The following is a 20,224-nucleotide window of genomic DNA, read 5'->3' as shown; positions in this document are numbered from 1 at the left end:
CCCGGGGGAGGGGCCTCGACGGCAGGGGGACGCGCATGCGAACCGGAGCCAAAGCAGTTTTATGCCTGGTGCTCGCCGGGATGGCCGCACTGGCCGTGTTCGGCGTCACCAGCATCTACCAGGCGCTCGCCGGCGGCGACGACGGCCCCGGCGTGCCGACGGGGCCGCCCGGCGCCGCAGAAGTGCGCACCGCCGCCCGTGACTTCCTCGCCGCCTGGGCCGACCGGCGCCCCGGCGCCGCCGCCCGGCTGACGGACGACGCCGCGGAGGCCGGGCCGGTGCTCGGGGCGTACTTCACCGACGCCCTGGTGCGGAAGGTCACGCTGGAGCCGGGCGCGGCCCGGGGCGCCACGGTGCCGTTCTCGGTGACGGCGCGGATCGTGGCCGAGGGGCACGCGAAGACGTGGACGTACGACTCCGAGCTGACGGTCGTACGCGGCCGGACGACCGGCAAGCCGCTGGTCGCCTGGGATCCCTCCGTCGTGCACCCGGCGCTGGCCGGCAACCGGCGGCTGGTGACCCGGGAGGGCGAGACCCCGCAGGTGGTCGCGGTCGACGCGGACGGCAGGACGCTGAGCGAGGAGAAGTACCCGTCGCTCGGGCCGGTCTTCGCCCAACTGCGCGAGCGGTACGCGGGGAAGCTGCGCGGCGAGCCCGGCATCGAGGTGCTCGTCGAGGAGACCGACGGCGCGCAGCGCACCACGCCGCTGCTGGGCATCTCGAAGGGCAGGCCCGCGAAGCTGCCGACGACGCTGGACGCCGGAGTGCAGCAGGCGGCGGAGGAGGCGGTACGGGACCACCGCCGGGCCTCCGTGGTGGCCGTCAGGCCCTCCACCGGCGAGATCCTCGCGATCGCCAACACCAAGGGCGGCGGGGAGTTCAACAACGCGCTCCAGGGCGCGACGGCACCCGGTTCCACGTTCAAGATCATTACGGCGGCGGCGCTGCTCGCCGCGGGCGTCACGCCGGAGACGCCGGTGGGCTGCCCCCGCACCTACGCCCACGACCAGGGCATGACCTTCCACAACGTGGAGGGCGGCGAGATCGAGGACGCCACGTTCGCGCAGGACTTCGCGGAGTCCTGCAACACGGCGTTCGTCTCGCTCAGCGACGAGCTGGCCGACGGCGAGCCGGCCGCGACCGCCCGCCGCTGGTTCGGCCTCGGCGAGGACGACTGGCAGACGGGGGTGGCGACCTTCGACGGCGCCGTACCCGTGGCCACGGGTGACGAGAAGTCCGCCGCGCTCATCGGCCAGGGCCAGGTGCAGATGAACCCCCTCACCATGGCGTCCGTCGCCGCCACCGTCGCCTCGGGCGGCTTCCGGCAGCCGGTGCTGCTCCCGCGCGCGTTCCACGACCGCGAGGTCGCCACGGCCGCGCCGCTGCCGCCGCCGGTGGCGGCGGACCTGCGGCGGATGATGGAGCTGACCGCGACCGAGGGCACGGCCGCGGGCCTCGGCCTGGGCACGGGGGCGGGCGCGAAGACCGGCTCGGCGGAGGTGGACGGGCAGGAGCGGCCGGACAGTTGGTTCACGGCGTACCGGGGCGACGTGGCCGCGGCGGCGGTGGTGCCGGAGGGCGGCCACGGCAGCGAGGCGGCGGGCCCGGTGGTGAGCGCGGTGCTGGCGGCGGGGTGAGCACGGGGGCGCGGCCCGTACGGCATCGGCGGCGGGGCGGGCACGGGGGCGCCCGGCCGGTACGGCACGGGCAACGGCGCGACGCGTCCGGCCCCGCTGTCCTCCCGTGCGGGCGGCGGGGTCAGCGGGCCGTCAGCAGGTACCGGGTGTGGCCGAAGCCCAACTGGTCGCCGGGCCGCACCGGCGCCTCGCCCGTCAGCCGGCGGCCGTTGATGAACGTCCCGTTCGTCGAACCGAGGTCCCGCAGCAGCCACACCCCGCTCGCGCACCGCAGCTCCGCGTGCATCCGCGAGACCGTCTCCTCCATCAGCCGCAGCCCGTTGCGCGGATCGCGCCCTATGCGCAGCGGGAGCGTGCCCGGCGCCGGAAGCATCAGCGGCGGCAGCCGCTCCGCCTGCCACGCCTGCTTCACCCGCACCCCGAGCGACGACGCCTTGGCGACCGTGCCGAGGATCGCCCGCGTCAACCGCCCCTCGCGCGGCGGCGGCAGATCGGCGGTGAGCGCCGCCAACTGCTCGTGGGAGTGGGCGGCGAACGCCAGGTCCACGCGGGCCAGGAACGTGTCCTGGGACAGCCGTCCCTCGGCCGCGCCGTCGCGCAGCAACTCGATCGCCCTGTCCCGCTCTTCGTCGGAGACGCGCGGGGTCCCCGCCGGGTACATGGGGAACGAGGAAGACGTGGGGTGGTCGGAGCCTGACACCTTCGAATTGTCGGGCTGGGCGACGGCGGGTGTCCAGTACGCTTCCGTTCCCGTACGTACCCGTGACAAATGATCGACGCACCGGCCGCAGCGGTTAGGCTCGGCCGCATGCGCACACCCCGCCGCGCCGCCCGCCTCGCCATCCTCGACCCGGACGGCGCGGTCTTCATGTTCCGCTACGACGACGTGGAGGCCGGCATCCACTGGGCCACCCCGGGCGGCGGCCTCGACCCCGGCGAGAGCCCGCGCGCGGGCGCGGTGCGCGAGCTGCACGAGGAGACCGGCTGGACGGACATCGTGGCCGGCGAGCTGCTGTGCACCTGGGAGCACGACTTCACCCGGCAGGGCGTGCCGGTGCGCCAGCACGAGCACATCTACCTGGCCGCCGGGCCGCGCCGCGAGCCCACCGCGGAGGCGGTCGCGCGGCACCCGGAGGACCGCATCCTCGGCTGGAAGTGGTGGTCTCCTGCGGAGGCGGCGGAGCCGTGCGAGCCGCTGTGGCCGCCGCCGCTGGCCCGCCTCCTCGCCGCGCCCCGCGGCGGTCCGGTGGACCTCGGCTACCTGCCCGTCGCTCCCTCGCACCGCGCGTAGCACCGGATACGGGCTATCCGGCGTCCTCGGTCGTGACGAAGTCGCGGTCCGCCACGGACGTGCCCTCCGGCGTGCCCTGAAAGATCCAGTAGCCGGACTTCCCCGGCGGGTCACCCGCGCGGAACGTGCCGACGACCAGGTCGTCGTCCCCGTCCGTGTCGAGGTCGGCGAGGTAGAGCTGCCAGCCGAAGAAGTGGTCCGCGTTCCGGCGCAGCCCCGGCTCCGCCCCCACGTCCTGCGCCACGACGACCTGCGTGCCGGCCACGGCGAGACCGCCGGGGCCGCCCAGGGTCACCGCGACCTCGCCCTCGCCGCCGCTCGGGGAGTGGGACGTGGCGAGGTCGTCCGTCCCGTCGCCGTTCACGTCGCCGACGACGACGGCCAGGCCGACCCGCCGGCCCAGCTCGACGGCCTTGCGGCCGCCCCCCGGACCCTCCGGGCTGCCGTAGACCACGACGGCGTCCCCCAGCCACCCCCGGGCGACGATGTCGTCCGTCCCGTCGCCGTCGAAGTCGCCGGCCACGAGGGGAGTGGCTCCGTCGCGCGACCCGGAGGTGACGCCGGGCACGGCGCCGGCGAGCCGCAGCCCTTCCGGCGTTCCCCGGTAGAGCGCGGCGTCGACGACCTCCTCCGGCATGTCCTCCTCGAAGCGCACGTCCTCCTCGTCGTACGTGGCCTTGGTGACCAGGTCGTCGCGGCCGTCGCCGTCGAAGTCGCCGACGGCCACGTCGGTGACGGACGCCCAGCCGCCGAAGCCCACGTCGGTCCCCGTCTCGCCGCGCGGCTTCCCGCCGGCGCGGTCGAGGGGGCCGCGCAGCACGGTGGCGGGCTGGGCGTGCATGTCGTACTCGCCCCCCGAGACGGCGAGCGTGAGCAGGTCGGGGGTGCCGTCGCCGTCGAAGTCGCCCACGGCGGCGGCCGGGTCGGCGTCCCGGGGGAGGTCGGTGGCGGCCACCGGGCCGTCGGGACCGCCCCAGAGGATGCGCTGCCGGCGGGACTGGGAGCCGTCCGGGCCCCGTACCCCGCGGACGAGGACGTCGGCGTACCCGTCGTCGTCGAGGTCCCCGGTGAGCTGGACGGAGAAGTCGTGGCCCACGGGATACTGCGACTGCGGGCCGTGTGGCGGGTAGCAGCCGGTGAGCGGGAAGGCGGCCGACGGGTCCGGGCCGCCGGCCGCGGCGCGGAGCACGAAGCGGTTGTTGCGCCACTCCGTGCCCGGGTTCGCCGGGACCTTGTACCAGCCGTTGGCCACGACGTCGGCGTGCCCGTCGCCGTCCACGTCGTCCCGGTGTGCAGGGCCGCCGGCCCGGCCGGAGGCGCCGCCGTCCCGGTCGGAAGCGAACGTACAGTCGGCCGCCACCTCCTCCTCCCCCTCCCCGTCCCCGCCCCCGTCCCCGCCTCCGCCTCCGCAGCCCGCCGCCAGCAGGGCGGCCGGGAGCACGACGGCCGCGAGTATCCGTCCCGATGCGGCGATGGCGCCGCCTGAGCGCACGTACATGGCGGACCAGTCTGCGGCCTCCGGCGCACGGGCACGTCACGTTCCGGTCAGGGTCGCGTTCCGTCCCGTGCGCCTCCCGCGCCCCCATGCGCCCACCCGCCAACGCGCCGCCGCGCGCCGCTCAGTGCTCCACGGCCAGCCGGATCCCCAGCGCCACCAGCACCGTGCCGGACACCTGCTCCAGCCGCTTGCGCACGCCCGCCCGCGACAGCAGCCCCTTCAGCCGCCCCACGAACCACACGTACACCGCGTACCAGCCGACCTCGTACACCGCCCACAGCGCCGCGAACACGACCGTCGTCGCCAACTGCGGCGCCGACGCGGGCACGAACTGCGGCAGGAACGACATCGCGAAGATGCCCACCTTCGGATTCGCCAGGTTCAGCAGCAGCCCCGAGCGGTACGCCCGCCACGACGTGACCTCGGGCCCCGCCCGGTCCGCGAACTCCGCCACCGTCCCCCGCCGCGCCGCGCGCAGCGCCTGCACCCCGAACCAGATCAGCACCGCCGCGCCGACCCAGCGCATCACGTCGTAAGCCATCTGCGACGCCGCCAGCAGCGCGGTGAGCCCGAACGCGGCGACCGTGCCCCACAGGAAGACCCCCGTTTCGTTGCCCAGGACGGTCATCATCCCGGCGCGGCGGCTGTGCATCGAGTTGCGGATGATCAGGACCGTGCTGGGTCCCGGCGTCGCGGCGATCAGCGAGCAGGCCCCGAGGAAGGCGAGGAGTGTCGTGAGCATGCGCCATCCTGGGCCGGACGCAAGCGGAGGCGCCATCGAATTAACGAGACCTCTCCGGCATGGACAGCGCGCCGCGCGCCCCGGCAGGCTGGTGCGCGTGAACTCCCCGGTAACGACCGTCATGATGCCCGTCGTCCTCGCCGTCATCATGTACGGCCTCGGGCTGGGCCTCACGCTCGCCGACTTCCGGCGGGTGAAGCACCACCCCCGGGCCGTCGCCGTCGCGCTGCTCTGCCAGGTCCTTCTCCTGCCCGCCGCCTGCTTCGGGCTGGTGCTGGCCTTCGACCTGGCGCCCGCGTACGCGGTGGGGATGATGCTGCTCGCCGCGTCGCCCGGCGGGGCCGTCGCCAACTACTACAGCCGGCTCTTCGGCGGCGACGTGGCCCTCAACATCACGCTCACCGCCGTCAATTCGGCGCTCTCGCTCTTCTCCCTGCCGCTGATCGTCAACTTCTCGCTGGAGTACTTCGACGTCGGCCGCGACTCCCTCGGGCTCAACTACGACAAGATCCTCCAGGTCTTCGCGATCGTGCTGATCCCCGTCGGGCTCGGCATGGTCACCAGGACCCGCGCCCCGCGGGTGAGGGAGCGCATCGACCGGCCGGTGCGGGTGGCGTCCCTGTTCGGGCTCTTCCTGGTGATCGTCGGCGTGGCCTGGGCGGAACGGGACCGCATCACCGACTCGTTCGTGGACCTCGGGCCGATCACGTTCCTCTTCACGCTGGTCTCGCTGGCCGTCGGCTACGGCGCCACCCGGCTGGTGCGCGCCGCGCACCCGCAGGCCGTGGCGTGCTGCTTCGAGATCGGCATGCACAACGTGGGCCTGGCCATGACCATCGCGATCAGCCCCACCCTGCTGGACAGCACCGCGATGGCCATGCCGGGCGCCGTGTACGCCGTCCTCAGCTACGTCGCCGCCACCGCCGTGGGCTACGCGCTGCGGGCCATCAGTCCGGAAGCCGCCGCACGTCGCCGGGGCCCAGCTCGCGCACCGAGCGGTGACCGGACAGCCCCAGGGTGAGGTCGAGGTCGGCGAGCAGGCTGCGCAGCACGTGCGTGACGCCCGCCTCGCCGCCGTGCGCGAGGCCGTACGCGTACGGCCTGCCGTACAGCACCGCACGCGCGCCCAGCGCCAGGGCCTTGAGCACGTCGGCCCCGGTCCGTACGCCCGAGTCGAAGAGCACCTCGACCCGGTCGCCGACCGCCGCGGCGACCTCCGGCAGCACGTCGAGCGACGCGACCGCGCCGTCGACCTGCCGGCCGCCGTGGTTGGAGACGACGACGCCGTCCATGCCCGCGTCCGCGGCCCGGCGGGCGTCGTCCGGGTGCTGGACGCCCTTCAGCAGGATCGGCCCGTCCCAGTGCTCCCGCAGGAAGGGCAGCCGGTCCCACGTCCGGTCCTTGCCGGTGAACATCGGCACCCAGCGCAGCACCGCCGCGCCCAGGTCCTCCTCCGGCGGCTTCTCGAGCCCTGCGCGGAACGCCGGGTCGGAGAAGGCGACGGCGGTGCCGACGCCGCGGATGAACGGCAGGTAGGCGGCGTCGAGATCGCGCGGGCGCCAGGCCAGCGTCCAGGTGTCGAGGGTGACGACGAGCGCGGTGAAGCCCGCGGCGCGGGCGCGCGCCAGGATGCTGACGCACACCTCGTCGTCGTTCGGCCAGTAGAGCTGGTACCAGCGCGGGCCCGCGCCGCTCGCCTCGGCGACCTCCTCGATGGTGTACGAGGAGGCCGTGGACATCACCATCGGGAGGCCGAGGGCGGCGGCGGCGCGGGCCGTGGCCAGTTCGCCGTCGGGGTGCACGATCGACTGCACCCCGACGGGCGCCAGCAGTACGGGCGCGGGGAGCGCGGTGCCCAGCACGGTGGTGGCCGGGCTCCGCTCGGTGGCGCCGGTCAGCATGCGCGGGACGAGGCGGACCCGGTCGAACGCCGACCGGTTGGCCCGGGCGGTGGCGCCCGAGCCGGCCGCGCCCGCGACGTACCAGAACGGACCGTCCGCCAGCCGCTCGCGCGCGGACTGCTCCAGCGCGGTGAGGTCGGTGGTGAACGGCGGCAGCTCATCCGCCAGCCCGTTCAGATAGATCTCGTTCTGGTAGTTGCCGAACGGCAGGTTCATCGGCGGCTCCCTTCGGCCAACGGAGAGTCTGCGGGAACCGGCGGCGGAACGCTACCCATCGGTACCGGCTGCGGCTCGGCGTGCTCCAGGTCGGGCAGCCGGCGCAGCGCCTTCGGGAAGTACCAGTTGCGCTCGCCGAGCAGCGCCATCACCGCCGGCAGCAGCACGCCGCGGATGATCGTCGCGTCGATCAGCACGGCGGTCGCCAGGCCGACGCCCATCTGCTTCATGGACTGCATCGACAGCGTGCCGAAGATCGAGAACACCGCGACCATGATGACGGCCGCGCTGGTCACCACGCCCGCGGTGGTGATCACCCCGTGCGAGATGGCGTCCGCGGTGCTCCGCCCCTGCGCCCGCGCCTCCTTGATCCGCGAGACCACGAACACGTGGTAGTCCATGCTCAGCCCGAAGAGGATGACGAAGAGGAAGAGCGGCAGCCAGGCGACGATCGCCCCGACCCCCTCGGCACCGACCAGGCCCGCGCCCCAGCCGTGCTGGAAGACCATCGTCAGCACGCCGTACGCGGCGCCCACCGACAGCAGGTTGAGCAGGATCGAGGTGACGGCGATCGTCAGCGACCTGAAGGCCATCAGCATCAGCAGGAAGGCGAAGGCCACCACGAAGAGGAAGACCGGCACCACCGCGCCGACGAGCTGGTCGTTGAAGTCCTTGCTCCCCGCGACCTGGCCGCCGACCGGCGCCTCCACGCCGTCCACCGCCTCCAGCGTCACCGGCCGGATCTCGTCGCGCAGCAGCGCGAGGCTCTTCTCCGCCTTGTCCTGGTCGGAGCCGCCGACGAGGGGCACCTCGATGATGGCGACGTTCTTCTCGTCGTAGACCTGGATGTCGATCGGGCCCTTGGAGGCGCCCGTGTCCAGCGCCTGTTCCTCGAAGTCGACGATGGCCTCGCGGACCTCGGGCGCGTTGATGTCGTCGGCCCTGACGACCACCTCGGCGGGGTCGGAGCCGCCGGGGAACGCCTCGTTGATCCGGTCGTAGGTCTGCACGATCGGCAGCGAGTCGCCGAACTCCTGGTCCAGCGTGAGGTTCGCGGTGTTCATGCCCACCGCCGGCAGGGCGATCGCCGCGAGCGCGCCGGTGGCCACGATCACCGCGGCCTTCGGCCGGCGCAGCACGCGCGTCAGCACGGCCCGCCACACCCGGCTCTCGCCGCCGGCGTTGGTCCTGCCGCGCTTGAGCCGCGCCAGGAACGGCACCCGGCCCTTCTCGACCCGCTCGCCGAGCAGCGACAGCATCGCCGGCAGCACGGTCACCGAGCCGACCATGGCCACCGCGACCACCATCAGCGACGCGACGCCCATCGCCGCGAAGTCGGCGAGGCCGGTGAAGAGCATGCCGCACATCGCGACGATGACCGTGATGCCGGAGACCAGCACCGCCCGCCCGGAGGTGGCGGCGGCGATCTCCAGCGCGGTCCGCGCGTCCCGGCCCCTGGCCCGCTCCTCGCGCTCGCGGCGCAGGTAGAAGAGGCAGTAGTCGACGCCGACGGCGAGCCCCACCAGCAGCATCACCGAGTCGGCGACGTCGCTCATCGGCTGCACGTGGCTGACCACGCCCATCAGGCCCATCGTGGCCACGATCGCGGTGATCGCCAGCACCATCGGCAGCAGCGCGGCCACGAAGGCGCCGAAGACGATGAGCAGGATGCCGAACGCGATCGGCACCGCCGAGTACTCCGCCTTCTTGAAGTCCTCGCCGAAGGCGTCGTCGAAGGTCTTCTCCATGCTGGCGCCGCCGATCTCCTCGATCAGCAGGCCCCGCGGCCCGTGTGCGTCCTGGACCTCCGCGACCGCGTCGGTCACCGGCTCCACCCGGTCCGCCGCGGTCTCCGGGTCGCCCTTCATCCGGAACTGGACCAGCGCCGAGCGCCCGTCCGCGGAGATCGTGTCGCTCTCGTACGGCGAGACGACGTCCGTCACCTCGCCGGTGCCCTCGACGGCCCGCACGACGTCCTCGACGGCGGTGCGGAACTCGCTCGCCGACGCCTTCGGCCCGCCCTGCCGCGACTGGACGAGCACGCTCTCCCCGACCGGCTCGTCCACGCCCGCGTCTTCCAGGATCTTCGCGGACCGCCCGGTCTCGCCCGGGACCTCCTCGCTGTCGCTGACCTCCGCCCGCCCCGCCGCGGAGCCGGCGACCGTCGCCAGCACCACGAACAACACCCAGATACCCACCGCGGCCCAGCGGTGGGTGACGCTCCAGCCGCCGACGGCCGCGGCGACGCCCTGGCGCCGCTTCGTGTGCCTCGGCGCCCTCGGTGCCCCCATCGTCCTTCTCCCTCGTGCGCGGCGGCGGCACACTGCCCCCACCTGCCGATACGACGCTAGAGAAGGCCGGGTGCGGACCCCATCGTGCTGGCTGGTGAACCCGATGGTGCTCAGCTCCACCGAAAGAAGGGGGGATAACCCCACCCCGAAGGAGTCATGTCCCTTACACGCATCACGCCGGGGACCGTTCCGGGCCCGGATTTCAGGCCCGGAACGGTCCCCGGCGGGTTCTCAGGGGAGCCGGCTCGCGTCAGCGCGCCACGAGCAGCCCCCTGTTGCGCAGCACCCGGCGCTCCAGCGGGCCGAACACCAGCAGCTCGATGGCGACGCCGACGATGAGGATCAGCAGGATCGCGTTGAGCACGATCGCCATGTCCTGGTAGCCGCGGCCGGTCTCCAGCAACTGACCCAGGCCCACCCCGAGGTCGGGGGAGGTGGCGATGATCTCGGCGGCCATCAGCGACCGCCAGGAGAACGCCCAGCCCTGCTTGAGCCCGGCCAGATAGCCGGGCAGCGCCGCCGGCAGCAGCACGTGCCGTACGCCGTGCAGCCCGGCGGCGCCGATGACCTGGCCGGCGCGGAGATACAGCGGCGGGATCTGGCCGATGCCGGCGACCAGCCCGTTGGCGATCGACGGGACGGCGCCGAGCAGCACCACCGCGTAGATCATCGACGGGGTGAGGCCGAACCAGATGATCGCGGCCGGCACCCAGGCCACCGACGGCAGGGACTGCAACCCGGTGAGGACCGGGCCGATCGCGGCGCGGACGAACGGCACCTTGGCGACGATCAGGCCGAGCGGGGTGCCGATGGCGATGGCGATGAGGAAGCCGAGCACGCCGCGGGAGAGGCTCGTCCAGATGACGTCGAAGAGCGTGCCCTCGTACCATTGGTCGGCGAGCGCGTCCCAGACCTGGCCGGGGCCCGGCAGCTGGTAGTCGGGCTTGACCTCCAGCACGTACAGCAACTGCCAGACGGCCACGACGAGGGCGACCGCGATGATCGGCGGCAGCACCTTCTGCAGCAGCACCTGGCGCAGCGGGGTACGTGAAGCGGTCCTGGTGTCGAGGGCGTCGAGGCCCGCTTCGAGCCCGGCGAGGCGGGCGGCGGAGTCCTCACCGGACTTCGCCCCGGACTTCGCGCCGGACGTGCCGGTGCTGCCGGTGGTGTCAGTGCTTGCCATGGCGGCGGATCTCCTCTCGCAGCTCTTCCGTGATCTCCAGTGAGAGGTTGGCCACCTCGGTGTCCTCGATCCGGCGCGGCTGCGGGATGTCGATGGTCCACTCCCGGGCGATGCGCCCGGGGCGGGAGGACATGAGGATCACGCGCTCGGCGAGCTTGACGGCCTCGCGCACGTTGTGGGTGACGAAGAGCACGGAGACCTTCGTCTCCGCCCAGATGCGGGTCAGCTCGTCGTGCAGGACGTCGCGAGTGATGGCGTCGAGCGCGGCGAACGGCTCGTCCATCAGCAGCAGCTTGCTGTCCTGCGCGAGCGAGCGGGCCAGCGCGACGCGCTGGCGCATGCCGCCGGACAGCTCGTGCACCCGCTTGCCGTACGCGCCGCCCAGCCGGACGAGTTCGAGCAGGCGCTCCGCCTCGGTGCGGCGCTCGGCCTTGCCGAGCCCGCGCATCCTCAGCGCCAGCTCGACGTTCTTGCCCGCGGTCAGCCATGGGAAGAGGGCGTGCTCCTGGAACATCAGCGCCGGACGCTGGCCGCCGGGTATCTCGATGGTCCCGGCGGTCGGCGCGTCCAGGCCGGCGACCAGGTTGAGCAGGGTGGACTTGCCGCATCCCGACGCGCCGAGCAGCGTGACGAACTCGCCCGGCGCGACGTCGACGGTGACGTCGTCGAGCACCAGGAGCCGAGCCCCCGGGCGCCCGAACGTCTTGGACACGTGCGTGATGCGGGCCGCGGGCCCGTCCCCGGCCTGCGCGGAGCCGGCCGGGGCGTCGTCGGTGATGGCGGTGGACATCTCTTGCACCTCCCGGAGGTGAGGCGGGCAGAGCTACTCGACGCCGAGGCCGGCGTCGTCGACCGCGGGCCGGCCCTCGCTCTTGAGCACCTTGTTGAGGATGGACAGGTCGTAGATGCCGTCGGTCCTCGCCTCGTCGAGGAGGCCCGACCTGACGCTGTGGTCGGCCTGGTCGCCGAGGGTGGAGGCGAGCGGGTCGTCGGTGACCTCGATGTCGCCGAAGGCGCGGTCGAGCACGTCGTCGGGCAGTGGCTTGCCCGAGTACTCCTCGATCCCCTCGTTGACCAGGGTCTTGGCCTCGTCCGGGTTCTCCTTGATCCAGGCGTTGGTCTTCACAGAACCGCGCACGACGGCCTCGACCACGTCGGGGTGGTCCTTGAGGAACGTCTGCGAGACGATCAGGTGGGTGGTGACGAACGTGCCGTCGTCCCACAGCTCCTTCTCGTTCAGCAGCACCTCGCCGCCCTTGGCGACCAGGTTGGAGGCGGTGGGCTCCGGCACCCAGGCGCCGTCGAGGCCGCCCTGCTGGAAGGTGGTCGGGATCTCCTTGTTGTCCTGGCGGATGACGAGCACGTCGCCCTTGCCGGACTCCGGCTCGACCTCCAGGCCCTCGCCGGCGAGGTAGTTGAGGAGGGCCACGTCCTGGGTGTTGCCGATCTGCGGCGTGGCGATCCGCTTGCCCTCCAGGTCGTCCAGGGTCTTGATCTTGTCGGGGTTGACGACCAGCGAGGCGCCGCCGGAGGTGGCGCCCGCGACGATGCGCAGGTTGCGGCCGTCCGCCTGGGTGTAGCCGTTGATGGCGGGGGAGGGGCCGATCCAGGTCATGTCGACGGAGCCGGCGTTGAGCGCCTCGATGGCGGACGGTCCCGCGTTGAAAATCTGCCGCTTGACGGCGGTGCCGCCCAGCTCCTCGGTGATCAGGCCGTCGTCGCCGAGGCCGACCAGGGGGGTCGCGTGGGTCACGTTGCCGAAGAAGCCGATGTTGATCTCGTCGAGACCGCCGATCTTCTCGCCCTGGGCGGCGGGGGCCGCGTCGTCGCCCTTGCCGTCGTTGTCGGAGCCGTAACCGCAGGCGGTGAGGGCGAGCAGGGGAAGGGCGGCGGTACCGGCGAGCAGGCGTATGGCCGCGCGGCGGCGGCGTGGTGCAGACACGGGAGGGTCATCCTCTCGGGGTGATCCGGGATTCCACATCGTCTTTCCGAGTATTCCTATTGACTTAGTAGGGATAAGCCCGTCGAGGCGGCTCGGTCAAGGGGGTTCTTGAGGCGTGGACGAATCGCCCGGCATGCGGGTCAGGGTTTCGTGCACCTCTGTACGCCTTTGTGCGGGTGAGGTGTTACGGGAGCGTGACCGGCAGCCCGGCCGCCCGCCACGCCTGGAAGCCGCCGATCAGATCGGTCGCCCGGGTCAGCCCGAGGGATCTGAGCGAGGCGGCGGCCGGCGACGAGGCGTATCCCCCGTCACACATGACGATCCAGTGCACCCCCGTGCCGGTGGCCTCGGCCACCGAAGCGCCGCCGGCCGGCTCGCAGCGCCACTCCAGGTGGTTGCGCTCCACCGGCAGGGCCCCCGGCACGGTGCCGGAGGCGCGCCGCTGGAACTCGGGCCGGGTGTCCACGAGGACGGCGCCTTCGGCGAGGGCGGCGTACGCCTGCCGGGGGGTGAGGCGGTCCAGCGTGGCGCGTACGGCGGCGAGCGCGGCGTCGATCCCGGGGGTCCCGGCGGCCATCAGTCGGTCACCGGGTCGGTACGGACCGGGCGCAGCCCGCCGCCGGGCCGCTTCGGCGAGCGCGGGGGCGCCGGGGCGGCGGGTGCGCCGGGCGCGACGGCGGGCGGGGTGGGGGAGAGCGTCGGCGGGGTGGACATGGAGACCTCGTTCCGGGGTTCGTACGGGGGCGGGCTCCGAAACGATAGGAAGCGTGTGTTGCATCTGCCGCGGGCGCGCATACGCCGCCGCCCGGGGCTCCGTGATGCGCGGGCCCCGGGCGGCGGCGTACCGGTGGCGGGCTAGTGGGCGCCGCCCAGGAGGCCGCGGATGCGGGCCGCCAGGGTCTCGAACTCCGGCGCCGACATGACCTTCCCGTAGTCCCGGGCCGGCGGCAGGTCCACCGGCATCGTCTCGATGATCCGGCCCGGGCGGGCGCTCATCACCTCGACCCGGGTGCCGAGGTAGACGGCCTCCGAGATGGAGTGGGTGACCAGCACGATGGTCGTGCCCGTCTCCCGCCAGATGCGGTTCAGCTCGACGTTCAGATGCTCCCGCGTCAGCGCGTCGAGCGCGCCGAACGGCTCGTCGAGCAGCAGCACCGGCGGCTCGTGCAGCAGCGCGCGGCACAGGGCGACGCGCTGCTGCATGCCGCCGGACAGCTCGTGCGGCAGGGCCTCCTCGAAGCCCTTCAGGCCCGTCAGCTCGATCAGCTCGTCGGCCCGGCGGGCCGCGGTCTGCTTGTCCATGCCGCGCATCTCGGCCTGGAGCAGGATGTTCTTCCGCGCCCCGCGCCACTGCAGCAGCGCGGCCCGCTGGAAGGCGAAGCCGATGTTGCGCTGCGGTCCGGTCACCTGCCGGCCCAGGAGGCTGACCTGGCCCGTCGTCGGCAGCACCAGGCCGGCGATCATCTTCAGCAGGGTCGACTTGCCGCAGCCCGAAGGGCCGAGGATGGAGACGAACTCACCGGGCTCGATCCGCATCGAGACCCCGTCGACCGCCGTGGTGCGACTGCGCTTCGTCGTGAAGGTGCACGTCACCTCGCGGATGTCGATGCTTGCGGACGCCGCCGCGTCGGTCGCGGCGGTCTTCTTCTCTTCGAGCTGCGGCACTGCTCACCCCTTAGCGGCGTACGACGCGTCCCAGTAGTCGGCGGGCTTCTTGGCCTCCTTCAGCATCCCGCCGTCCGACAGCAGGTCGATGGTCTCCTGCCACGACTCCTCGGAGTTGACGCCGATACCGCCGCCGTCGCCCTGCAGCAACGGCAGGGTGTCCTTGAGCTGGTTGGCGAGCACGTTGTCCGGCGGCGGCTCGGTCGCGGCCTCGGACATGATCTTCACGGCCTCTTCCTGATTGGCCTCGACCTCCTGCCAGGACTTCGTCGTGGCCCGGACGAACGCCTTGGCCAGCTCCGGGTCGTCGGCCAGCATCTTGTCGGAGGCGACGATGCCGGTGCCGAGGACGTTCATGCCGAAGTCGGAGAAGAGGATGTAGTCGACCGTCTCGCCGGTGGTGTTCTCGATCGTCGGGCCCTGGTCGTGGAAGAAGCCCATGATGGCGTCGACCTTGCCGGCGGCGAGCTGCGAGATCTTGTCCGCGGGCTGGACGTTGACGACCTTGACCTTCGACGGGTCGACGTCGTTGGCCTCCAGCCAGCCGGGGAAGGTGGCGTACATCGCGTCGCCCGGCGTGCCCGCGACGGTCTTGCCCTCCAGGTCGGCCGGCTCCTTGATGTTCTCGTCGGAGACGAACTGCACGGAGGAGGGGCCCTTCTGGAGGTAGACCCCGAGGCTCTTGACCCCCATGCCCTCGCCGATGCCGGCCATCAGCGGCGGGGTGTCGGCCCAGCCGAAGTCGGTCTTGTTCTGCGCGACCTGCTGGATGGTGGCCCCGGAGCCGTTGCCGGGCTTGATCTCCAGGTCGATGCCCTCGTCGGCGTAGAAGCCCTTCTCCACGCCGTAGTAGAAGGCGGCGTGCTCCCCGTACGGCACCCAGTTGAGCGTCAGCGTGACCTTCTTGCCGTTGCCGTTGCCGTCGCCGCCTGAGTCGCCGCCGTCGTCGTCCGACGTGTCGGGGGCGCAGCCGGCGGCGGCGAGCAGCGCGCTCAGCAGGGTGAGTGTCGCCGCGGTGCGTTTCATGTCGTTGCCTTCCTGGGTGGTCCTACTGCGGGATACGGGCTGCGGTGCCATGGACGCGCACGGGCCGGCAGGGGCCCCGCTCAGGTCGTCGCCATGGTCACGCTGGAGCCCTCGCGGCGGCTGGCGTGCCACGGGATGAGGAGGGACTCGGCCACCTCGATGACGACGAACAGCACCACGCCGATCGCCGACATGAGGATCAGGTCCGCGAAGAGCAGCGCGGAGTTCAGGTTGCCGCTGGCGAGCAGCAGGATGTAGCCGAGCCCTTCGCTGGCGCCGACGAACTCGCCGACGACGGCGCCGACCACCGCGAGCGTCACCGCGACCTTCAGCCCCGCCATGAGCTGCGGCAGCGCGCCGGGGAAGCGCACCTTGACGAAGACGCTCCACCGGCTGGCGCCCATCGTCGCGGAGAGGTCCAGCAGTTCGGGGTCGGTGTCGCGCAGCCCGGCGACGCCGGAGACGACGACGGGGAAGAAGGCGATGAGCACCGCCAGGATGATCTTCGGGGAGAGCCCGGTACCGAACCACACGATGAGGATCGGCGCGATGGCGATCTTCGGGATGACCTGGGCGAAGAGGATGATCGGGTAGAGGGAGCGCTCGGCGGTCTTGGAGTAGACGATGAGCACGGCCGAGGCGATGCCGATGAGCGCCGCCAGCAGGAAGCCGATGACCGTCTCGTACAGCGTCACGTAGGTGTGCTCCGCCAGCATCGAGCGGTCTTCCCACATGACCTCGAAGACCGAGCCGGGGGTGGGGACGAGGTAGCGCTCGACCATCTCCCGCGCGGTGACGAACCACCAGACGAGGCCGATCACGGCGAGCACGATGAGGGGCCGCCACACGGCGGAGCCGAAGGCGGCGAGCTGGTTGCCGAAGCGCGCTCCGCGCCGCCCCGTCCGCTCGGGAGCGGTCGGGACGGCGGCGGGCGCCTTGATGTCGTCCTGTGCCGTTGTCACTCGAGATGCATCCAATCGAGGTTGAACACGTGGCCGTCGCCGGTGCGGTTCTTGCGGACGGTGGAACGGCTCCCGGCACCGGCCCGGGTGGCTTCCGGGCGGTGACCGTGGCGGCCTGTTCCGAAGGTCGTCCTGCGGTCGTGCAGTGAGGGTGGTGCCAGGTGGTGCCGAGTGGTGCCAGGTGCGGTGCTACGACAGTGGCCAAGGCCACAGAAAGCGCTTGCCATAAGCTACGGGCGGCGCCCACCCGCGGGCAAGGGGTCGTGAGGCAGATTCCTGCACCGCACCCGGCTCCGCAAGGCACCGTGCGCCGTGGTCTGATTCCTCCATGGAGAGCAGCGCCCTCACCACCTGGTCACTGGAGCAGACCGCCGCGGACGATCTCACCCCGGCGGCCGCGCCGGCGACCGTCGCGGCCGGCGAGCTGACCGTCGTACGCGCCGCTGTCCCCTCCCCGGGTTTCAGCCGTTATCTCTACGGGGCCGTCGGCGCCGACGTGTCGTGGACGGACCGGCTGGTGTGGGACGAGGAGCGCTGGCGCGCCTTCGTCGAGCAGCCGGGGACCGAGACGTGGGTGGCGTACGAGCGCGGGACGCCCGCCGGCTACCTGGAGTTGGAGGGGCAGTCCGACGGGGTGGTCGAGATCACGTACTTCGGGCTGCTGCCCGCGTTCCGCGGCCGGCGCGTCGGCGGGCACCTGCTCTCCGTCGGCACGGCCCGCGCCTGGGACCTGGCGGAGCGGTGGCCCGGGCGGTCGCCCACGCGCCGGGTGTGGGTGCACACCTGCAGCGATGACGGCCCGTACGCCCTCGACAACTACCGGCGCCGGGGCTTCCGGGTCTTCGGCGTACGCACCGAGGACAGGGCTGCCGGCGGACCGCAGAAATAGGCGCTCACATCCCAGTGTCCACATGGCAAGACCGGACTGTCCGTATGGCGGATTACTGTGGACGATCCGCGGCACCCCATGCCACGCTCTCTCCATGGATCGAGCTGGAGTCGCCCTGGTGAGTCGGCGTCACGTCGATCTCGGCCGTATGTCCAGCGCCATCTGTCCGGCGGGCTGAAAGTCACAGCACCGCCGACCTCCCGCCGCCGCCCAGCCGTCCCCACCGTCGCGGACGCCCGCGCGCGCCCTTGTACAGCCGCCCTGCCGGAGAACCGTTTGCGCAGGTCATCAGGGTCGTACGCGCCCAGGGCCGGCTCCTCCGCTTGCCTTAAGGACACCCCTGTCATGGCTAACTCCTCCTCGCGCCCCACGGCGGCCGGTCGCCGCAAGGCGGGCCGCCACCGCGGCGAAGGCCAGTGGGCCGCCGGCCACTTCACGCCGCTCAACGGCAACGAGCAGATCAAGAAGGACGACGACGGTCTCAATGTGCGGACACGCATTGAGACGATCTACTCCAAGCGTGGCTTCGACTCCATCGACCCCGCAGACCTGCGCGGCCGGATGCGGTGGTGGGGGCTGTACACCCAGCGCAAGCCCGGTATCGACGGCGGCAAGACGGCGGTCCTGGAGCCCCACGAGCTGGACGACGAGCACTTCATGCTCCGCGTCCGCGTCGACGGCGGCCGGCTGACGGTGACCCAGTTGCGGACGATCGGCGAGATCTCGCAGGAGTTCGCCCGCGGCACCGCGGACCTCACCGACCGGCAGAACATCCAGCTCCACTGGATCCGGATCGAGGACGTCCCCGAGATCTGGCGCCGGCTGGAGTCCGTGGGGCTCTCCACCACCGAGGCGTGCGGCGACGTCCCGCGCGTCGTCCTCGGCTCCCCGGTCGCCGGCATCGCGGCGGACGAGATCATCGACGGCACCCCGGCGCTGGAGGAGATCCAGCGGCGCGTGGTGGGCAATCCGGCGTACTCGAACCTGCCCCGGAAGTTCAAGGGCGCGATCTCCGGCTCGCGGCAGCTCGACATCGTGCACGAGATCAACGACGTCGCCTTCGTCGGCGTCGAGCACCCGGAGCTGGGTCCGGGCTTCGACGTCTGGGTCGGCGGCGGCCTGTCGACCAATCCCAAGCTGGGGGTACGGATCGGCGCCTGGGCGTCGCTGGAGGACGTACCGGACGTCTTCGAGGGCGTCGTCGCCATCTTCCGCGACTACGGCTACCGCCGCCTGCGCAACCGGGCCCGGCTGAAGTACCTGCTCGCGGACTGGGGCCCTTCGAGGTTCCGCCAGGTGCTCCAGGACGAGTACCTGCTGCGCACGCTCCCCGACGGCCCGCCGCCCGCGGCGCCCGCCGAGCGCTGGCGCGACCACATCGGGGTGCACCGGCAGCACGACGGCCGCTACTACCTGGGCTTCGCCGCCCGGGTCGGCCGGGTCGACGGCGGCACCCTGACGAAGATCGCCGAGCTGGCGGCGGAACACGGCTCCGACCGGCTGCGTACCACCGTGGAACAGAAGATGCTCATCCTCGACGTCGAGGAGGACCGGGTCGAGCCGCTGCGCGAGGCGCTGGCGGCGCTGGACCTCCAGGTCGAACCGTCGCCGTTCCGGCGCGGCACGATGGCCTGCACCGGCATCGAGTTCTGCAAGCTGGCGATCGTCGAGACCAAGGCCCGCGGCGCCTCGCTCGTCGACGAGCTGGAGCGGCGGCTGCCCGGTTTCGACGAGCCGATCACCATCAACCTCAACGGCTGCCCCAACTCCTGCGCCCGTATCCAGGTGGCGGACATCGGTCTCAAGGGGCAGCTCGTCACCGACGAGGACGGCCGGCAGGTCGAGGGCTACCAGGTCCACCTCGGCGGCAGCCTCGGCATGGACCCGGGCTTCGGCCGCAAGGTACGCGGCCTGAAGGTCACGGCCGCGCAGCTCCCCGAGTACGTCGAGCGCGTGCTCACCCGCTACACCGCCGGGCGCGAGGAGGGCGAGCGGTTCGCCCAGTGGGCCGCGCGGGCCGGCGAGGAGGACCTCAAGTGAGCGGGCGGGCGGCGCCGTTCTACTGCCCGTACTGCGGCGACGAGGACCTGCGCCCGTCCGAAGAGGGGACCTCCCGCGGAGAAGGCACAGCGTGGGAGTGCAGGGCCTGCAATCGCGCTTTCAAGCTCTCGTTCCTCGGGCTGCTGGCCGACGGCCTGCGTCCCGACAGCGATGGAGGGAACCACAACCGATGACGGTCATCGATGACGCGGATACCGATACCGCCGATACCGCGGCGCTTGCCGAGCAGGCCGGCCGCGAACTGGAGGACGCCCCGGCGCTGGAGATCCTGCGCTGGGCCGCGGACACGTTCGGCAAGCGCTTCTGTGTCACCTCGTCCATGCAGGACATGGTCGTCGCCCATCTGGCGTCCCGTGCGATGCCGGGCGTGGACGTCCTCTTCCTCGACACCGGCTACCACTTCCCCGAGACCATCGGCACCCGCGACGCGGTCGCCGCCGTCATGGACGTGAACGTCGTCTCGCTCACGCCCCGGCTGACGGTCGCGGAGCAGGACGCCGAGTACGGCCCGCGGCTGTACGAGCGCAACCCCGACCTGTGCTGCGCGCTGCGCAAGATGCAGCCGCTGGAGGACGGCCTGGCCGCGTACGACGCCTGGGCCACGGGCCTGCGCCGCGACGAGTCGCCGACGCGGGCGAACACCCCGGTCGTCGGCTGGGACGCCAAGCGGCGCAAGGTGAAGGTCTCGCCGATCGCCCGCTGGACCGAGGAGGACGTGCAGGCGTACGTCGCCGAGCACGGCGTGCTGACCAACCCGCTGCTGGCCGACGGCTACCCCTCCATCGGCTGCGCGCCCTGCACCCGCCGCGTCGCCCCCGGCGAGGACGCCCGCGCCGGCCGCTGGGCGGGCTTCGCCAAGACCGAGTGCGGCATCAACGTCTGATTCCGCCGCGACCCAACCGAGCCCCAACCGGACCGTC

21 protein-coding genes are annotated in these 20,224 nt (G+C 72.4%); 8 read left to right on the top strand and 13 right to left on the bottom strand.

The window, feature by feature from the left end:
- The first annotated feature begins 35 nt into the window (after window positions 1–35).
- Window positions 36–1,637 carry a penicillin-binding protein gene (locus FB457_RS09115; RefSeq protein WP_486588964.1) on the top strand — a complete coding sequence of 534 codons (1,602 nt, stop codon included), beginning with the start codon at window positions 36–38 and terminating at the stop codon, window positions 1,635–1,637.
- Between the two features lie 121 nt (window positions 1,638–1,758).
- On the opposite strand, the gene FB457_RS09110 is transcribed toward FB457_RS09115, so the two are convergent.
- Window positions 1,759–2,298: an FHA domain-containing protein gene (locus FB457_RS09110; RefSeq protein WP_145781578.1), complete on the bottom strand. Its 540-nt coding sequence runs from the start codon at window positions 2,296–2,298 to the stop codon at window positions 1,759–1,761.
- Window positions 2,299–2,445: 147 nt separating this feature from the next.
- Here FB457_RS09110 and FB457_RS09105 point away from each other — a divergent pair, with 147 nt between their 5' ends.
- The gene (locus FB457_RS09105) at window positions 2,446–2,928 is read left to right on the top strand and encodes an NUDIX hydrolase (protein ID WP_047018685.1); all 483 of its coding nucleotides are present in this window, start codon (window positions 2,446–2,448) and stop codon (window positions 2,926–2,928) included.
- Between the two features lie 13 nt (window positions 2,929–2,941).
- Here FB457_RS09105 and FB457_RS09100 read toward each other — a convergent pair whose 3' ends face one another.
- On the bottom strand, window positions 2,942–4,426 hold the full coding sequence (locus FB457_RS09100; RefSeq protein WP_047018686.1) for an FG-GAP repeat domain-containing protein: 1,485 nt from the start codon (window positions 4,424–4,426) through the stop codon (window positions 2,942–2,944).
- A 121-nt stretch (window positions 4,427–4,547) separates the two neighbouring features.
- Entirely contained in the window at window positions 4,548–5,168 is a 621-nt protein-coding gene (locus tag FB457_RS09095) for a LysE family translocator (RefSeq protein ID WP_047018687.1), read from the bottom strand.
- Between the two features lie 97 nt (window positions 5,169–5,265).
- Here FB457_RS09095 and FB457_RS09090 point away from each other — a divergent pair, with 97 nt between their 5' ends.
- Complete coding sequence (locus tag FB457_RS09090) at window positions 5,266–6,189, top strand: bile acid:sodium symporter family protein (RefSeq protein WP_047020476.1); 924 nt, start codon at window positions 5,266–5,268, stop codon at window positions 6,187–6,189.
- Here the strand turns inward: FB457_RS09090 and FB457_RS09085 are convergent.
- From FB457_RS09085 to FB457_RS09045, 10 genes are all read right to left on the bottom strand, one after another.
- Window positions 6,116–7,285: an alpha-hydroxy-acid oxidizing protein gene (locus FB457_RS09085; RefSeq protein ID WP_047018688.1), complete on the bottom strand. Its 1,170-nt coding sequence runs from the start codon at window positions 7,283–7,285 to the stop codon at window positions 6,116–6,118. The two genes, FB457_RS09090 and FB457_RS09085, sit on opposite strands and share 74 nt — an antisense overlap.
- Entirely contained in the window at window positions 7,282–9,576 is a 2,295-nt protein-coding gene (locus FB457_RS09080; RefSeq protein WP_047018689.1) for an MMPL family transporter, read from the bottom strand. The genes FB457_RS09085 and FB457_RS09080 overlap by 4 nt, the downstream gene beginning before the upstream one ends.
- A gap of 250 nt (window positions 9,577–9,826) precedes the next feature.
- Window positions 9,827–10,759 (bottom strand): ABC transporter permease, encoded by a 933-nt coding sequence (locus FB457_RS09075; protein WP_047018690.1) that lies wholly within the window; start codon window positions 10,757–10,759, stop codon window positions 9,827–9,829.
- Window positions 10,746–11,549: an ABC transporter ATP-binding protein gene (locus FB457_RS09070; protein WP_145781441.1), complete on the bottom strand. Its 804-nt coding sequence runs from the start codon at window positions 11,547–11,549 to the stop codon at window positions 10,746–10,748. The genes FB457_RS09075 and FB457_RS09070 overlap by 14 nt, the downstream gene beginning before the upstream one ends.
- 33 nt (window positions 11,550–11,582) lie before the next feature.
- A complete protein-coding gene (locus FB457_RS09065; protein ID WP_047018692.1) occupies window positions 11,583–12,701 on the bottom strand; it encodes an ABC transporter substrate-binding protein in 1,119 nt (372 codons plus the stop codon).
- Between the two features lie 184 nt (window positions 12,702–12,885).
- Entirely contained in the window at window positions 12,886–13,278 is a 393-nt protein-coding gene (locus FB457_RS09060) for a rhodanese-like domain-containing protein (protein ID WP_047020477.1), read from the bottom strand.
- Window positions 13,278–13,415 (bottom strand): hypothetical protein, encoded by a 138-nt coding sequence (locus FB457_RS35165; protein WP_186461950.1) that lies wholly within the window; start codon window positions 13,413–13,415, stop codon window positions 13,278–13,280. Before FB457_RS35165 ends, FB457_RS09060 begins: the two co-directional genes overlap by 1 nt.
- A gap of 141 nt (window positions 13,416–13,556) precedes the next feature.
- A complete protein-coding gene (locus FB457_RS09055; RefSeq protein ID WP_047018693.1) occupies window positions 13,557–14,366 on the bottom strand; it encodes an ABC transporter ATP-binding protein in 810 nt (269 codons plus the stop codon).
- A 3-nt stretch (window positions 14,367–14,369) separates the two neighbouring features.
- On the bottom strand, window positions 14,370–15,392 hold the full coding sequence (locus FB457_RS09050) for an ABC transporter substrate-binding protein (protein WP_145781440.1): 1,023 nt from the start codon (window positions 15,390–15,392) through the stop codon (window positions 14,370–14,372).
- Window positions 15,393–15,472: 80 nt separating this feature from the next.
- Window positions 15,473–16,354 (bottom strand): ABC transporter permease, encoded by an 882-nt coding sequence (locus FB457_RS09045; RefSeq protein ID WP_047018695.1) that lies wholly within the window; start codon window positions 16,352–16,354, stop codon window positions 15,473–15,475.
- 328 nt (window positions 16,355–16,682) lie between these two features.
- Here FB457_RS09045 and FB457_RS09040 point away from each other — a divergent pair, with 328 nt between their 5' ends.
- The 5 genes from FB457_RS09040 to FB457_RS09025 all read left to right on the top strand — a co-directional run bounded on the left by FB457_RS09040 (window position 16,683) and on the right by FB457_RS09025 (window position 20,187).
- Window positions 16,683–17,243 carry a GNAT family N-acetyltransferase gene (locus FB457_RS09040; RefSeq protein ID WP_047018696.1) on the top strand — a complete coding sequence of 187 codons (561 nt, stop codon included), beginning with the start codon at window positions 16,683–16,685 and terminating at the stop codon, window positions 17,241–17,243.
- Window positions 17,146–17,421 carry a putative leader peptide gene (locus FB457_RS36005; RefSeq protein WP_486588963.1) on the top strand — a complete coding sequence of 92 codons (276 nt, stop codon included), beginning with the start codon at window positions 17,146–17,148 and terminating at the stop codon, window positions 17,419–17,421. The genes FB457_RS09040 and FB457_RS36005 overlap by 98 nt, the downstream gene beginning before the upstream one ends.
- 167 nt (window positions 17,422–17,588) lie before the next feature.
- A complete protein-coding gene (locus FB457_RS09035; RefSeq protein ID WP_047018697.1) occupies window positions 17,589–19,283 on the top strand; it encodes a nitrite/sulfite reductase in 1,695 nt (564 codons plus the stop codon).
- Complete coding sequence (locus tag FB457_RS36000) at window positions 19,280–19,477, top strand: hypothetical protein (protein ID WP_078898490.1); 198 nt, start codon at window positions 19,280–19,282, stop codon at window positions 19,475–19,477. The genes FB457_RS09035 and FB457_RS36000 overlap by 4 nt, the downstream gene beginning before the upstream one ends.
- The gene (locus FB457_RS09025) at window positions 19,474–20,187 is read left to right on the top strand and encodes a phosphoadenylyl-sulfate reductase (RefSeq protein ID WP_047018698.1); all 714 of its coding nucleotides are present in this window, start codon (window positions 19,474–19,476) and stop codon (window positions 20,185–20,187) included. Before FB457_RS36000 ends, FB457_RS09025 begins: the two co-directional genes overlap by 4 nt.
- Window positions 20,188–20,224 lie beyond the last annotated feature (37 nt).

This window comes from Streptomyces sp. CNZ287 (assembly GCF_007827615.1).
Note: the sequence above shows the minus strand (reverse complement) of the source record. Positions and strands in the feature narration are given on the sequence as shown.

Excerpts from the sequence above, each read along its gene's own strand:
- FB457_RS09115 (WP_486588964.1), top strand. The coding sequence starts at position 36 with ATGCGAACCGGAGCCAAAGCAGTTTTATGCCTGGTGCTCGCCGGGATG.
- FB457_RS09110 (WP_145781578.1), bottom strand. The coding sequence starts at position 2,298 with ATGTACCCGGCGGGGACCCCGCGCGTCTCCGACGAAGAGCGGGACAGG.
- FB457_RS09105 (WP_047018685.1), top strand. The coding sequence starts at position 2,446 with ATGCGCACACCCCGCCGCGCCGCCCGCCTCGCCATCCTCGACCCGGAC.
- FB457_RS09100 (WP_047018686.1), bottom strand. The coding sequence starts at position 4,426 with ATGTACGTGCGCTCAGGCGGCGCCATCGCCGCATCGGGACGGATACTC.
- FB457_RS09095 (WP_047018687.1), bottom strand. The coding sequence starts at position 5,168 with ATGCTCACGACACTCCTCGCCTTCCTCGGGGCCTGCTCGCTGATCGCC.
- FB457_RS09085 (WP_047018688.1), bottom strand. The coding sequence starts at position 7,285 with ATGAACCTGCCGTTCGGCAACTACCAGAACGAGATCTATCTGAACGGG.
- FB457_RS09080 (WP_047018689.1), bottom strand. The coding sequence starts at position 9,576 with ATGGGGGCACCGAGGGCGCCGAGGCACACGAAGCGGCGCCAGGGCGTC.
- FB457_RS09075 (WP_047018690.1), bottom strand. The coding sequence starts at position 10,759 with ATGGCAAGCACTGACACCACCGGCAGCACCGGCACGTCCGGCGCGAAG.
- FB457_RS09070 (WP_145781441.1), bottom strand. The coding sequence starts at position 11,549 with ATGTCCACCGCCATCACCGACGACGCCCCGGCCGGCTCCGCGCAGGCC.
- FB457_RS09060 (WP_047020477.1), bottom strand. The coding sequence starts at position 13,278 with ATGGCCGCCGGGACCCCCGGGATCGACGCCGCGCTCGCCGCCGTACGC.
- FB457_RS35165 (WP_186461950.1), bottom strand. The coding sequence starts at position 13,415 with ATGTCCACCCCGCCGACGCTCTCCCCCACCCCGCCCGCCGTCGCGCCC.
- FB457_RS09050 (WP_145781440.1), bottom strand. The coding sequence starts at position 15,392 with ATGAAACGCACCGCGGCGACACTCACCCTGCTGAGCGCGCTGCTCGCC.
- FB457_RS09040 (WP_047018696.1), top strand. The coding sequence starts at position 16,683 with ATGGAGAGCAGCGCCCTCACCACCTGGTCACTGGAGCAGACCGCCGCG.
- FB457_RS36005 (WP_486588963.1), top strand. The coding sequence starts at position 17,146 with ATGACGGCCCGTACGCCCTCGACAACTACCGGCGCCGGGGCTTCCGGG.
- FB457_RS09035 (WP_047018697.1), top strand. The coding sequence starts at position 17,589 with ATGGCTAACTCCTCCTCGCGCCCCACGGCGGCCGGTCGCCGCAAGGCG.
- FB457_RS09025 (WP_047018698.1), top strand. The coding sequence starts at position 19,474 with ATGACGGTCATCGATGACGCGGATACCGATACCGCCGATACCGCGGCG.